15 protein-coding genes are annotated in these 14,088 nt (G+C 37.8%); 14 read left to right on the top strand and 1 reads right to left on the bottom strand.

Annotated features, from left to right (window positions below):
- Nucleotides 1-1,056, top strand: coding sequence for a threonine synthase (thrC, locus tag IGL23_RS09370; RefSeq protein WP_002356733.1), 1,056 nt, complete (start codon nt 1-3; stop codon nt 1,054-1,056).
- Nucleotides 1,053-1,916, top strand: a complete 864-nt coding sequence (gene thrB / locus IGL23_RS09365) for a homoserine kinase (RefSeq protein ID WP_002356734.1) — start codon at nt 1,053-1,055, stop codon at nt 1,914-1,916. The genes thrC and thrB overlap by 4 nt, the downstream gene beginning before the upstream one ends.
- Nucleotides 1,917-1,959: 43 nt before the next feature.
- Here thrB and IGL23_RS09360 read toward each other — a convergent pair whose 3' ends face one another.
- Nucleotides 1,960-2,817 (bottom strand): pyruvate, water dikinase regulatory protein, encoded by an 858-nt coding sequence (locus IGL23_RS09360; protein WP_002389973.1) that lies wholly within the window; start codon nt 2,815-2,817, stop codon nt 1,960-1,962.
- A 98-nt stretch (nt 2,818-2,915) separates the two neighbouring features.
- On the opposite strand from IGL23_RS09360, the gene IGL23_RS09355 reads away from it, so the two are divergent.
- The 12 genes from IGL23_RS09355 to IGL23_RS09300 all read left to right on the top strand — a co-directional run bounded on the left by IGL23_RS09355 (nt 2,916) and on the right by IGL23_RS09300 (nt 14,082).
- Complete coding sequence (locus tag IGL23_RS09355) at nt 2,916-3,356, top strand: Fur family transcriptional regulator (RefSeq protein ID WP_002387080.1); 441 nt, start codon at nt 2,916-2,918, stop codon at nt 3,354-3,356.
- A 165-nt stretch (nt 3,357-3,521) separates the two neighbouring features.
- Nucleotides 3,522-3,698, top strand: a complete 177-nt coding sequence (rpsU, locus tag IGL23_RS09350; RefSeq protein ID WP_002356740.1) for a 30S ribosomal protein S21 — start codon at nt 3,522-3,524, stop codon at nt 3,696-3,698.
- Nucleotides 3,699-3,723: 25 nt separating this feature from the next.
- The gene (locus IGL23_RS09345) at nt 3,724-4,173 is read left to right on the top strand and encodes a GatB/YqeY domain-containing protein (protein WP_002356741.1); all 450 of its coding nucleotides are present in this window, start codon (nt 3,724-3,726) and stop codon (nt 4,171-4,173) included.
- A 242-nt stretch (nt 4,174-4,415) separates the two neighbouring features.
- Complete coding sequence (locus IGL23_RS09340) at nt 4,416-5,330, top strand: PhoH family protein (protein ID WP_369810298.1); 915 nt, start codon at nt 4,416-4,418, stop codon at nt 5,328-5,330.
- A gap of 28 nt (nt 5,331-5,358) precedes the next feature.
- Entirely contained in the window at nt 5,359-7,557 is a 2,199-nt protein-coding gene (locus IGL23_RS09335; protein WP_002356744.1) for an HD family phosphohydrolase, read from the top strand.
- Nucleotides 7,557-8,036: an rRNA maturation RNase YbeY gene (gene ybeY / locus IGL23_RS09330; protein ID WP_002387079.1), complete on the top strand. Its 480-nt coding sequence runs from the start codon at nt 7,557-7,559 to the stop codon at nt 8,034-8,036. The genes IGL23_RS09335 and ybeY overlap by 1 nt, the downstream gene beginning before the upstream one ends.
- Nucleotides 8,020-8,421, top strand: a complete 402-nt coding sequence (locus IGL23_RS09325) for a diacylglycerol kinase family protein (protein ID WP_002382764.1) — start codon at nt 8,020-8,022, stop codon at nt 8,419-8,421. Before ybeY ends, IGL23_RS09325 begins: the two co-directional genes overlap by 17 nt.
- Nucleotides 8,422-8,434: 13 nt before the next feature.
- Entirely contained in the window at nt 8,435-9,337 is a 903-nt protein-coding gene (gene era, locus IGL23_RS09320; protein ID WP_002359745.1) for a GTPase Era, read from the top strand.
- An 82-nt stretch (nt 9,338-9,419) separates the two neighbouring features.
- Nucleotides 9,420-10,214, top strand: coding sequence for a DNA repair protein RecO (gene recO, locus IGL23_RS09315; protein ID WP_002374343.1), 795 nt, complete (start codon nt 9,420-9,422; stop codon nt 10,212-10,214).
- 642 nt (nt 10,215-10,856) lie between these two features.
- Nucleotides 10,857-11,765: a glycine--tRNA ligase subunit alpha gene (glyQ, locus tag IGL23_RS09310; RefSeq protein WP_033594489.1), complete on the top strand. Its 909-nt coding sequence runs from the start codon at nt 10,857-10,859 to the stop codon at nt 11,763-11,765.
- Between the two features lies 1 nt (nt 11,766).
- Nucleotides 11,767-13,851 carry a glycine--tRNA ligase subunit beta gene (gene glyS, locus IGL23_RS09305; protein WP_002370425.1) on the top strand — a complete coding sequence of 695 codons (2,085 nt, stop codon included), beginning with the start codon at nt 11,767-11,769 and terminating at the stop codon, nt 13,849-13,851.
- A gap of 39 nt (nt 13,852-13,890) precedes the next feature.
- A complete protein-coding gene (locus tag IGL23_RS09300) occupies nt 13,891-14,082 on the top strand; it encodes a DNA-directed RNA polymerase subunit alpha C-terminal domain-containing protein (RefSeq protein WP_002384231.1) in 192 nt (63 codons plus the stop codon).
- Nucleotides 14,083-14,088 lie beyond the last annotated feature (6 nt).

The raw sequence follows: 14,088 nt of genomic DNA, 5'->3' as shown, positions 1-14,088 counted from the left end.
ATGTATGAAGGTTTGTTAAAACAGTATCAAGCGTATTTGCCCGTAACAGAAAAAACACCAATGATTTCTTTAGCCGAAGGAAATACGCCACTGATTCCTTTACCTAATTTATCCAAAGAATTAGGTATTCAATTATATGGAAAATACGAAGGCTTAAATCCCACCGGCTCATTCAAAGATCGCGGGATGGTGATGGCTGTAGCAAAAGCGGTAGAAGAAGGTGCCAAAGCGATTGTTTGTGCTTCTACAGGAAATACTAGTGCCGCCGCTGCTGCGTATGCCACAAGAGCAGGCATTAAAGCGTATGTAGTGATTCCAGAAGGGAAAATCGCACTGGGAAAATTGGCGCAAGCTATTATGTATGGGGCAGACATTATTTCGATTCCAGGTAACTTTGATGAAGCATTAAAAGCGGTGCGAGAGATTGCGAAAACTGAGGCAGTTGCGCTAGTTAATTCAGTGAATCCTTATCGCTTAGAAGGGCAAAAGACAGCAGCTTTTGAAGTTTGTGAACAATTAGGTCAAGCGCCCGATGTCTTAGCGATTCCAGTTGGAAATGCCGGCAATATTTCCGCTTACTGGAAAGGCTTTAAAGAATGGCATGAAAAACAAGGAACAACTTTACCAAGAATGCATGGTTTTGAAGCAGAAGGTGCCGCAGCGATCGTGAAAGGCCAAGTGATTGAGCAACCTGAAACCGTGGCAACAGCGATCCGGATTGGAAATCCTGCTAGTTGGCAACTAGCAGAACAGGCACGGGATGAATCCGGTGGTTTCATTGATGCCGTGACAGATCAAGAAATTTTAACGGCTTACCGAAAAATTGCTGCTCAAGATGGGGTTTTCATTGAACCTGGTTCGGCTGCTTCATTAGCTGGAGTTATTCAACATGTTAAAAGCGGTAAAATCAAAGCAGGTGAAACCGTCGTGGCAGTCTTTACTGGTAACGGACTGAAAGATCCTGATACAGCAATGGAGACAGAAGTAGCTATTTCAAAAATGAGTGACGTGGAAGAAATGCGTCTGCACTTACGAAAAGGAGTCGCAACACTATGAAAATAAGAGTACCTGCCACTAGTGCCAACTTAGGACCTGGCTTTGATTCATGTGGCATTGCATTATCCGCTTATTTAACAATCAACGTTTTAGGTGAAAGTGAATTTTGGGAAATTCAACATACTTTGGGAGAAGAGATTCCTACTAATGAAGAGAATTTATTAATTCAAACGGCATTGAAAATTGCACCAGAATTAACACCAAAAGTTATTCGGATGGTTTCTGACATTCCCCTTGCAAGAGGACTAGGCAGTAGCTCAAGTGTGATTGTAGCAGGCATTGAATTAGCTAACCGACTAGCACATTTAAATTTGTCCCCTAAAGAAAAAGTTCGTTTGGCCACAGAGATGGAAGGACATCCGGATAATGTTGCCCCAGCTATTTTAGGAGATTTCGTGGTGGCTAGCCATGTAGAAAACCAAGTCTACCATGTCAAACATCACTTTCCAATGTGTGATGTCATTGCATTTATTCCAGAGGAACCATTATTTACCGAAAAAAGTCGCGCTGTTTTGCCCGAAAAATTGGCTTATAAAGAAGCAGTAGCGGCCAGCTCAATTGCCAATGTTATGATTGCCGCAATTTTAAACGGGGATTTACCTTTAGCAGGTAAAATGATGGAACAAGATAAATGGCACGAAACGTATCGTCGTTCATTGGTTCCTCACTTAAAAGAAATTCGTCGTTTAACTCAGCAAAAAGGTGCTTATGGCTCTTTCTTAAGCGGTGCTGGTCCTACTGTGCTAATCTTGTCGCCAGAAGAACGAACCAACGAAATTGTTCAAAGTTTGGAAAAATTGTCTACCAAAGCGAGCATCCAAATTTTCAATATTGATCAAGAAGGCGTTCAAGTCTTTTAAAAAAAACGAGAAAAAATCACTAGTGATTTTTTCTCGTTTTTTTTTAATCCTCGGCTGTTTCCGTGGAATAATAACTATGATCTTCTAAGTTCAAAGCATTAAGAATCATTGAGGCAGTTTCTTCAATTGAAAGAGAAGCGACATCAATAACGATACAACCTAATTTTTGATAAAGATCATTAGCAAAAGCCAGTTCTCGCCGAATTTTTTCAATATCTGAATAAGAAGTATTTTCAGGCAATCCATATGCGCGCATTCGTTCTTTACGAATCCCGTTTAAAACATTGGGATCGTTGGTTAAGCCAACAATTTTTTTAGGGTCCATTTCGAATAATTGTTTCGGTAAATGTGCTTCAGGAATTAGTGGCAAATTAGCAACTTTTAAGTTCTTGTTGGCTAAAAAGAGACTTAGCGGTGTTTTAGAAGTTCGGGAAACGCCAAGAAGTAACACATCCGCTTCTAAAAAGCCTCGTGGGTCCTTGCCATCGTCATATTTGACAGCAAATTCCATTGCTTCAATTCGTTTAAAATAATTTTCATTCAGATGATGTAAGGCACCTGGTTCCCGCATGGGTGCGACACCTGTTAATCGTTCGATTTCCGCAACTGGTGGTGTCAAAATGTCAAAATGGAACAATTGATGCTCATTGAAAAATTGATTAGCAATCGCCACGAGATGATCATTAATGATAGTATGCAGTACCATGGCCTCTGCTTTTTTGGCATCTTCTAACGCTTGCACCAGTTTATCTTCGTCTTTAACGAATGTTCGTCTAATCAAAGTAAAATCAACAGTGGGGTACTGGGCCATTGAAGCAGCCGCCAATTTTGAAGCGGTCTCGCCAGCAGAATCTGAGATGACAAAAATCGTCACACATTTTTTTTCTTCAGAAATAGTCATAGAGGGTAAGTCCTTTCTTGCATTTTTAATAATTTTATTATACCATAAGTCCAGAATCTATTTCGTAATGATTCTGATTTAGGTTGGTGAGGGAGGAAATGGCGATGGCACCAGTAAAAACCAATATTGAACAAGCCTTAGAAACCATGAAAGCCAGTGGATTAAAATATACTAAAAAACGAGAATTACTGATGAGCTATTTGATTAAGCGAAATCGGTATGTTTCTGCACGTGAAGTGTATGAATTTATGAATGAAACCTTTAAAGGAGTCAGTTATGATACGGTTTATCGTAACTTGCATGACTTTGAGCGCTTAGAATTGCTGGAAAAAACAGAATTAAATGGCGAGCAAAAGTTTCGCTTCCGTTGTTGCCAAGAGGTGGAACATCATCATCACTTTATTTGTACGGTTTGTGGCAAAACGGAAGAAATTCACATGTGTCCGATGAATTTTTTTGAAGAACAGTTAAAAGGTTGTTCAATTGAAGGACATCGCTTTGAAATACTTGGTCGTTGTGCCGATTGTTGCGAAAAATAGCGAATAAGACGAAAAATCAAACAAAAATTTCGTATTTTATCAGTAGAGTGGTTGACGGTTATTTATGCTTTAGCTATAATATAACAAGGACAGTATTTTAATTTGTGGGTTTTTCCCACAAATAAGAAAAACGGTTACTTTTTAAGCTCGGAGGGAGGGAATAACATGTCAAAAACAGTCGTTCGTAAAAACGAATCTCTTGATGATGCTCTTCGTCGCTTCAAACGTTCCGTTTCAAAAGCGGGTACTTTACAAGAATCACGTAAACGTGAATTCTACGAAAAACCAAGTGTAAAGCGTAAGAAAAAATCTGAAGCAGCTAGAAAACGTAAAAAATTCTAGTTTTGAATGAATTGGAGTTGGTGGTATGTCATTGCTAACCACATTGAATGACGACATTAAAACAGCGATGAAAGCTAAAGACAAAGAAACTTTAGCCGTACTTCGTATGTTAAAGACTGCCATTCAAAATGATCAGATTAAAGCGGGCCGTGAATTGAACGGAGAAGAAGAACTCACTGTATTGTCTCGTGAGATGAAACAGAGAAAAGATTCTTTATCAGAGTTTGAAAAGGCGGGACGCGACGATCTTGTTGAAAAAGTAAAAGTTGAAATAGCAATTGTTGAAAAATATATGCCTCAACAACTAACAGAGGAAGAAATTCGTCAACTAGTTCAAGAGGTAATGACGCAAACTGGCGCCACTTCACCAAAAGATTTTGGTAAAGTGATGGGCGCTATGATGCCGAAAGTCAAAGGCAAAGCCGATGGCAACCAAGTTAACGCAATTGTGAAAGAATTATTACAAGAAAACTAAGAGCGTTATCGAAACTAGGACAGGATACTGTCCTAGTTTTTTTATGCAAAGAGAAAACCGGTAGCTTTTTACGGTTTTCTCTTTTTTGACTTTCAAAGTCAAATCAGGTACGACTTCTTTTTAAACAGATAAGAATGTGGTATCATTGTAAAGGACTATATAATAAAGGAGATGGACGTTTTTTGACAGATAATCAGTCAAAATCTTTGGAATTAATACTTACTGATTCTGATGATGCACACATGCTTTTAGGAACACATGATAAACATATCAAATTTTTAGAAGAGAATACCCACGTAACGATTAATAGTCGTGGCGAAGTTATTCAGTTAATTGGCGAATCATCAGAGGTAGAGTTAGTCGCTTCCGTGTTAAGAGCGCTACAAACATTAATTCAACGAGGCATCAAAGTGCATACGCCAGATGTCGTTTCTGCTTTAAAAATGGCCAAAGCTGGAAATTTAGAGGCGTTTATTGCCATGTATGAAGAAGAAATTATGAAGGACCATCATGGTCGGGCCATCCGAATTAAGAATGTTGGTCAAAAAAAATATATCGATGCAGTTAAAACTCATGACGTCATTTTCGGGGTGGGACCTGCGGGGACAGGAAAAACCTTTTTAGCCGTGGTGATGGCAGTAGCAGCCTTAAAAAAAGGCGAAGTACAAAAAATTATTTTAACTCGTCCAGCGGTGGAAGCTGGCGAAAGCTTGGGCTTTTTACCAGGTGACTTAAAAGAAAAAGTCGATCCTTATTTACGTCCAGTTTACGATGCCTTGTATCAAATTTTTGGTATGGATCATACAAATCGTTTAATGGAACGCGGCGTTATTGAAATTGCCCCGCTTGCTTATATGCGTGGTCGTACATTGGATGATGCTTTTGTCATTCTAGATGAAGCACAAAATACCACGGTTGCCCAAATGAAAATGTTTTTAACTCGTTTAGGGTTTAGTTCAAAAATGATTGTTAATGGAGATACTAGTCAGATTGACTTGCCACGTGGTGTAACAAGTGGTTTAGTTAACGCCGAGCGTACGTTAAAAGACATTGAAAAAATTGCCTTTGTAAATTTTGAAGCCAGTGACGTTGTGCGTCATCCTGTTGTAGCACAAATTATTCAAGCCTATGAAAAAGAACAACAAAAGCATTCCTAAGCAGTTAGGGAAGGAGTGAAAGTACCTTTTGAAAAAAGTACTTACAAAGTTAGGGGATCGTTTAGGTAAAGCCTATTTACCTATTTTATTAGCCGTTTTTTCTCTTCTTTTATTTATGATTATGTTTGGCAGCGTCCATCAGAAAAGAGTAGAAATTAAAGAAGGTCAACTGGCCGAGAAAACCATTCGTGCAAATAAAAATATCGAGAATACCTACGAAACAGAACAAAGAAAAAAATTGGCAGCAGAAGCTGTCACACCCGAATATATTTATCAAGAAGATACGGCATCTGTCCAACATAATCGTATTGATAAATTATTTAAATTGATTGATTCTGCGAATGAAAAAGTAGACAAAGAGTACAGCAACAAGCAAGCGAAGGCCAAAAAGGAAGAAACGATTCCTGCGCCGACCGTGGAAGAACGAGTAGCTAGCTTAAAATCATTGTTTGAATCTTTACCGCAAGATGAAGTTACGTTTTATCAAAGTTTTCCTAATGTTTTTTATCAAACAATCTTTACATTAACCTCTGAGCAATTGGATAAGGTTCGTTCAGAAAGTTTGATGTTGGTGGATGACGCGATGCAAAATCACGTTCGAGAATCTGATTTGGATAAAATTCGCCAAGAAGCTAACGGTAAAATTCAATACTTAGATATTACGAGTACCATGCAACAAGTCATTCGTTACATTGTTAACCAAGGGATTGTGGTAAACGATATTGCCAATGAAAAACGAACAGAAGAGCTACGCCAAAAAGCGATGAATGCTGTTCAACCCGCAATGATTTATCAAGGCGAAATTATTGTTCGTGAAGGTACTCAAATTGATGCAAAAGCGGTCGAAAAACTTGAGCTACTAGGAATGACTAGTCAAAATACCTCTATTTTTCCGATGGTGGCATTAGCATTAGCTATTTTACTTCAAGTTGAAGTGTTAATTTTCTTTACAAAACAAGTGACTGAGCCTTCGCGACAACGCTCGTTTATTATCTTTTACACGGGTGCTATGCTAATCAGTGTTATTTTAATGAAATTCTTCCAGATTTTCCAAACAGAGCAGTTGATGTATATTCCCTTGTTCTATCCGGCAGCCTTTGCGCCGCTGATTCTAAATCATTTTGTAAATCGTCGTTCAGGGATAATCGCTGCTATTTTCCAAGTCGTTTTTGCGTTATTTATCTTTTATAATTCTATCGGCACAAACTCGTTGACGGTTATTCTGATTATGTACTTATTCTCAGGATTTCTAGCAACAGTTGTTAAACGGAAACGGATGAGTGAGCAAGTTTTCCCAGCTTTAATGTGGGTAGTGGTCTTTCCTGTTTTCATGGCGGTTGTCTTAATGATTTATCAAGGGATGAGTTTAACAGATGGTAAAACGTGGACAGCTTTAATTTGTGCAAGTGCAGGAACGGTACTTTCATTTTTAGCAACAATGGGCTTGCATCCATATATCGAATTATTAGTGACCGATGATAGTATGATTGTCTTGAATGAATTAAGTAATCCGAACCATCCGTTGTTAAAACAACTGTTAGAAGAAGCGCCAGGTACCTATCATCATAGCATGATGGTGGCTAGTTTGAGCGCTAACGCTGTTGCTGAGATTGGCGGGCGGTCGCTATTAACACGAGTTGCTTGTTATTACCATGACATTGGTAAAATTAAACACGCCAATTTCTTTGTGGAAAACTTACCTGCTGGTGCAGAAAATCCACATAACTTTTTATTACCAGAAGATAGTAAACAAATTATTTTTGGCCACGTAATTGATGGCGCCAAAATTTTAGAAGAGTACAATATGCCGCAAATGGTGATTGACATTTGTCGTCAACATCATGGCACAACATTGATGAAATTTTTCTATGTGAAAGCAAAAGAACGCAATCCTGAAATTAAAGAATCCGACTTCCGTTATCCTGGACCACGTCCACAAACACGAGAAGCAGGGATTGTGAGTATTGCTGATACTTGTGAGGCTGCTGTGCGGGCGATGGATCATCCCACCAACGAAAAAATTCAAGCCTTTGTGCATAATGTGATTCAAGACAGAATTTCAGATGGCCAATTAGATGAATGTGGGTTAACGATGAAAGAGATTCGCATCATTGAAAAATCATTAATTAATGGATTATGCAGTACCTTCCATTCACGGATTAAGTATCCAAAAATGAAAGCTGAAGCAGAAGAAATGAAAGATGAACAAGAAAAGAGAGATGACTAATGGATATTACTTTCATTGATGAAACCGAGAAAGTACCAACAGAAGAAATCAAAGAAATCGAAAACTTGCTGCAATTTGCAGCGGGTTTTCTAGAAATTGCCGAAGATACGGAGATGTCGGTGACTTTTACAGATAACGCAGGTATCCAAATGATTAATCGTGACTATCGGGGCAAAGATATGCCTACAGATGTCATCAGTTTTGCTTTAGAGGATGAAGGGGAAGACGAATTGCCAATTATTTTTGATGATGAAGAGTTGGCAGAGCTACCACGTAATCTAGGTGATTTAATTATTTCAACAGAGCGAGCAGCAGAACAAGCAGTTGAATATGGGCACACATTGGAACGAGAAATGGGCTTTTTGGCAGTACATGGCTTTTTACATTTGAATGGGTACGATCATATGGAACCTGAAGATGAAAAAGAAATGTTTGGTTTACAGAAAGAGATTTTAGATGCGTATGGCCTTAAAAGATGAGCAAACAGGAAAAAATAAACATTTTATTAATTCATTAGAATTTGCCTGGCAAGGAATCAAAACAGTTTTTCGAGAAGAACGTAATATGCGCAAACATGTGGCGTTTGGCGTCACGGCCATTGTGTTTGGTTTCTTGTTTTCCTTAACACTTGCTGAATGGCTGTGGTTGTTATTGGCCGTTTTTCTCGTCTGGTTGGCAGAAATTATCAACACAATTTTTGAAAATGTCGTAGATATGTTTACGGATTTTCACTTTCATCCAATCGGAAAAAAGGTTAAAGACATGGCCGCAGGAGCTGTTTTATTAACAGCCGGTTTCGCAGTGCTAGTAGGACTAATTCTATTTGTACCAAAAATTTTACAAATCATTCAAATGTGGAAATAAGAGGAGAAATACAATGACAACTGAACATAAATCTGGTTTCGTAGCCATTGTCGGCAGACCAAATGTTGGGAAATCAACATTGTTAAATCGAATTGTCGGCCAAAAAATTGCAATTATGAGTGACAAAGCACAAACAACTCGTAATAAGATTCAAGGAATTTATACAATTCCTGAAGCACAAATTGTTTTTATCGATACTCCAGGGATTCACAAACCTAAACACCGCTTAGGCGATTTCATGGTGGAAAGTGCCTACAATGCGATGCGTGAAGTAGATGCTACTCTATTTATGGTAAGTGCTGATCAAAAACGCGGGAAAGGTGACGACTTTATTATTGAACGATTGAAAAATAATAATAGTCCAGTCTACTTGATTATTAATAAAATTGACAAAGTCCATCCAGATGATTTATTGAGTATTATTGAAGACTATTCGAAACAAATGGACTTTAAAGAAATTATTCCAATTTCTGCCACTGAAGGAAATAATTTTGAGCATTTGATGGATGTTCTCGTTGAGCAAATGCCAGAAGGACCACAATATTTCCCTGATGACCAAATTACGGATCATCCAGAATATTTTATCGTTTCCGAATTAATTCGTGAAAAAGTGTTACTTTTAACAAGAGATGAGATTCCTCATTCTGTCGCTGTCGTTGTGGACTCAATGAAACGGGATGAAAACGATAAAGTCCATGTCCAAGCAACCATTATTGTGGAACGGGACAGTCAAAAAGGTATCATTATTGGCAAAGGCGGAAAAATGCTGAAACAAATTGGTACCAAGGCGCGTCAAGATATTGAATATTTATTAGATGACAAAGTGTATTTGGAGCTGTGGGTAAAAGTCCAAAAAGACTGGCGTGACAAAAAAATCTATTTACAAGATTTTGGTTATCGCAAAGAAGAATATTAAGAAAGTAGTGTTTGGGAAGCGAGTGTATAAACGAACTTTCCAAACACTACACTAATTTACATAAGAAATGGAAGTGAATTGAATGGCATTAGGGGAGACCAAAGGCATTATTTTATTTACGAAGGATTTTAAAGAGAAGGATAAACTCGTCAAAATTTTTACAGAATCCTATGGAAAATTGATGTTTTTTGTGAAAGGCGCGCATCGAAAAAATAATCCTCTTTTGCCAGCGATTCTGCCATTTACAGAAGCCGTCTACATCGGAAATTTTAGAGAAGAAGGCTTATCTTTTCTCAATAGCAGCAAAGAAGTTCAACCTTTTCGAAACATTCAACAAGACATATTTATTAACGCATATGGAACATATATTTTAAACTTAGTCGATGCAGCAATTGAAGATCAGCACTATGATCCAAACTTATTTCAATTTACCCACATGGCATTATCCGCTTTAAATGAGCAAAAAGATCCGGAAATCATTACAAATATTTTTGAAATTCAATTGTTAGAACGGTTTGGTGTACGACCAGAATGGCATCATTGTGTGGCTTGTGGCGAAACACAAGGGAAATTTGACTACTCTTCAAAGTATAGCGGTGTGCTTTGTGAAAAACATTGGCATTTAGATGAACAGCGCTACCATGCAGATCCTAGAGCAATTCATTTTATTCGCTTATTTTCGCAAGTCTCCTATGAAAAAGTCCAAAACATTCAAGTAAAAGAAGAAACTAAGAAAAGTATTCGAGAAACGATTGATATGTTATACGATGAATATGTCGGGTTGCACTTAAAAAGCAAAAAATTTATTGATCAAATGAAAACGTGGGAAAATACGTTAAAAATTCCACCACGAAAGAAGGAAGAAAAAGAAACATAAACAAGCAGTCGTTTTTCTAAAAAAAAAAATTGACAACTTCCCTCAGACACCGTATTATGATAGAGAAGTTAAATACGTACGAAGAAAAAGAGAAGTAAAAAGAACCCTCTGTTAAGCGAATCTGGGAGAGTGGGAGCCAGAAACACGGAACTTTTGAAAGGCACTTTGGAGTACGACAAACGAAGCTGCCGATGAACACATCGGAAGTAGGGTGGAACCGCGATAATTATTCGTCCCTATGTCTATTAATAGGCATGGGGACTTTTTGCATGTTCCTCACTGCGACTGACACAAAGTGTCAGAGCAGATGTGGAACAGCACAAGGTGACTGAAAGGAACGTTGTCTCCTCTGTGTTAAAACAAACTGCTTAGCCAAAAACATGGAGTAGATGATGAACAGTACAAGGTGACCAAAGGGAACGTTGTAACCGAATAAAAAAAGCAAACAGTTAACACCAAAAGAAAAAATAGTAACGTTTATTCAAAAAAGCTCAATTGGCGCAAAGGCGACAGAGTAGATGATGAACAGCATAAAAATTATCCCATTCTACAAAATTGTTTTTCTGTAGCCCTTTTTAAATTTACATTCCCGAAGCAAAGTCAATCCCTATGTCTATAAAAAATATTCCAAGGAGGAAAACAATGAAAAACAAGTTAACCGTACAAGAAATGATTTTAACCTTGCAAAAATTTTGGTCATCTAATGGCTGTATGTTAATGCAAGCCTATGATACAGAAAAGGGAGCCGGCACCATGAGTCCTTACACGTTTTTACGTGCCATTGGACCTGAACCATGGAATGCTGCCTACGTAGAACCTTCTCGTCGTCCAGCTGATGGACGCTATGGTGAAAATCCAAACCGTCTATACCAACATCATCAATTCCAAGTTGTAATGAAGCCTTCTCCTGAAAATATCCAAGAACTTTATCTAGAAAGTTTGAAATTATTAGGAATTGATCCATTAGAACATGACATTCGTTTTGTAGAAGATAACTGGGAAAATCCCTCAATGGGTTGTGCTGGTTTAGGTTGGGAAGTTTGGTTAGATGGCATGGAAATTACCCAATTTACGTATTTCCAACAAGTCGGGGGCTTACAATGTCATCCTGTCACTTCTGAAATTACTTACGGGTTAGAACGCTTGGCATCATATATCCAAGAAGTCGAAAGTGTCTATGATTTAGAATGGACACAAGGCGTTAAATATGGTGAAATTTTTGTGCAACCTGAATATGAACATTCAAAATATTCCTTTGAAATTAGTAACCAAGAAATGCTTTTAGAAAACTTTGACAAATTTGAAAAAGAAGCTAAACGCTGTATTGAAGAAAGTTTAGTTCATCCAGCCTATGATTATATTTTAAAATGTAGCCATACATTCAATTTATTAGATGCTCGCGGTGCTGTCTCTGTAACGGAACGTGCAGGATATTTAGCCCGCATTCGGAATATGGCTCGTTCCGTAGCGAAAATTTTTGTGGCTGAACGTGAAAAATTAGGGTTCCCATTATTAAATAAAGATCAAAGTATATCCAAGGAGGCAGAATAACATGGCAAAAGATTTATTATTAGAAATTGGCTTAGAAGAAATGCCCGCACATGTTGTCACACCAAGCCGTATCCAACTTGAAGAAAAAGTAATCAAATTTTTAGATGAACATCATTTAGACTATGAAACAGTGCAATCCTTTGCCACACCTCGTCGTTTAGCCGTGAAAGTAACTGCGATTCCTGAAAAACAAGCGGATGTTGAAGAAGAAGTAAAAGGTCCAGCGAAAAAAATTGCTTTAGATGCTGAAGGAAATTGGTCAAAAGCTGCACAAGGTTTTGTACGCGGCCAAGGAGTTACAACTGAGGACATTGTTTTCAAAGAATTAAATGGTGTCGAATATGTCTATGTGACGAAGTTTACCAAAGGCCAAAGTGCCAAAGAGGTATTAACAAAATTAAATGACGTGATTACAAGTCTAACTTTCCCGGTAACAATGCACTGGGCAAACTATGATTTCGAATATATTCGTCCAATTCATTGGATTGTGGCACTACTTGATGATGAAGTAATTCCTTTCAAAGTGTTAGACGTGACGACAGGGCAAACTTCTCGTGGCCACCGTTTCTTGGGAGACGATGTGACGTTCCAACATGCTAATGAATATGAAGCAAAATTAAAAGAACAATTTGTAGTGGTTCAACCGAATGAACGGAAACAAATGATTGTTGATCAAGCGAACGCACTCGCTGCAGAAAAAAATTGGCAGTTAGCTTTAGATGAAGAGTTATTGGAAGAAGTTACGAATTTAGTGGAATATCCAACTGCATTTGTAGGCAGTTTTGATGAAAAATATTTATCTGTTCCAGATGAAGTATTAGTGACTTCTATGAAAGAACACCAACGTTACTTTGAAGTTCGTAACGACCAAGGCTTATTAATGCCGCATTTTATCGCTGTTCGCAATGGGGATAATGTTCACCTTGAAAACGTGATTAAAGGAAATGAAAAAGTGTTAATTGCTCGTTTAGAAGATGCAGAATTCTTTTACAATGAAGATAAAAAATTAACGATTGAAGCATGTGTTGAAAAACTAAAAAATGTGACTTTCCATGAAAAGATTGGTTCAATTTATGAAAAAATGCAACGGGTTGCTTTAATTGCACAAATTATTGGTCGAAAAGTTGGCTTATCTGAGGAGGAATTGGAAGATTTAAAACGTGCCTCTGAAATTTATAAATTTGACTTAGTAACAAATATGGTTGGTGAATTCCCAGAATTACAAGGAATTATGGGAGAAAAATATGCCTTATTACAAGGCGAAAAACCAGCCGTAGCAACGGCGATTCGAGAACATTATCTACCAACTTCCAGTGAAGGTGAATTGCCAGAAACAGCAATCGGGGCTGTTTTAGCCTTAGCCGATAAGCTTGACAGCGTCTTTTCATTCTTCTCAGTTGGTATGATTCCAACAGGTTCTAACGATCCTTATGCACTTCGTCGTCAAACCTATGGCGTTATCCGAATTATTGAAGATAAAGGCTGGACCTTCCCATTAGTCCAATTACAAACAGAAGTTGATGAAGCAGTGAATCAAGATGTTGAGAAATATGGCGTTTTACTAAACGAAGGACAAGCAGAAGTCGTTGAATTTGTGAAAGCTCGCTTACGTCAATTATTAATGACGAAAAATGTTCGCCATGACATTATCGATGCAGTGGTGTCTGCTGAGCAAGCCGATTTATCGAAATTATTTGCTTCAGCGAATATTTTAAAAAGCCGTTTTGAAGATCAAGATTTTAAACCATCCATGGAAGCCTTAACGCGTGTTATTAATTTAGCGAAAAAAGGTCAAGAACTTTTAGGTGATACTGAAGAAGGGATTGATCCAAGTCTGTTTGAAAATAAGGCAGAAAAAGAACTGTATCAAGCAGTTAACGATTTATCTGAAGCATTTGCGACACGCACGATTGCAGAAAACTATGAAGCATTAGTAAATCTACGTCCGTTAATTGATGCGTACTTCAATGAAACGATGGTTATGGTTGAGGATGAAAAAGTCAAACAAAACCGATTAAAACAATTAATGCAAATTGCTAAAATGGCGTTATCAATTGCTAGCTTAGATTTATTAATTGTAAAATAAAAAGCGCTGCTTTTCGACCGCTAAGGAGGAACCGACAGCATGCTAGAAACAACATTTGAACAAATTTTAACACAATTATCAAAGCCAGCTGTTCGTGCGCTAACGAATGAAAAAATCGACAGTGTGGATGAACTCTATGCACGAGGCCGAAAAGCGTTACTTTCGTTGCATGGCTTTGGTCCAAAGTCTATTCGAACTATTGAAGAGATAACTGGGAAAGAATTGAAGTAAAAAAAG

This window comes from Enterococcus sp. MSG3299 (assembly GCF_050555765.1).
Classification (GTDB): Bacteria; Bacillota; Bacilli; order Lactobacillales; family Enterococcaceae; genus Enterococcus; species Enterococcus faecalis.
This window is presented reverse-complemented; position numbering and strand designations above follow the sequence as displayed.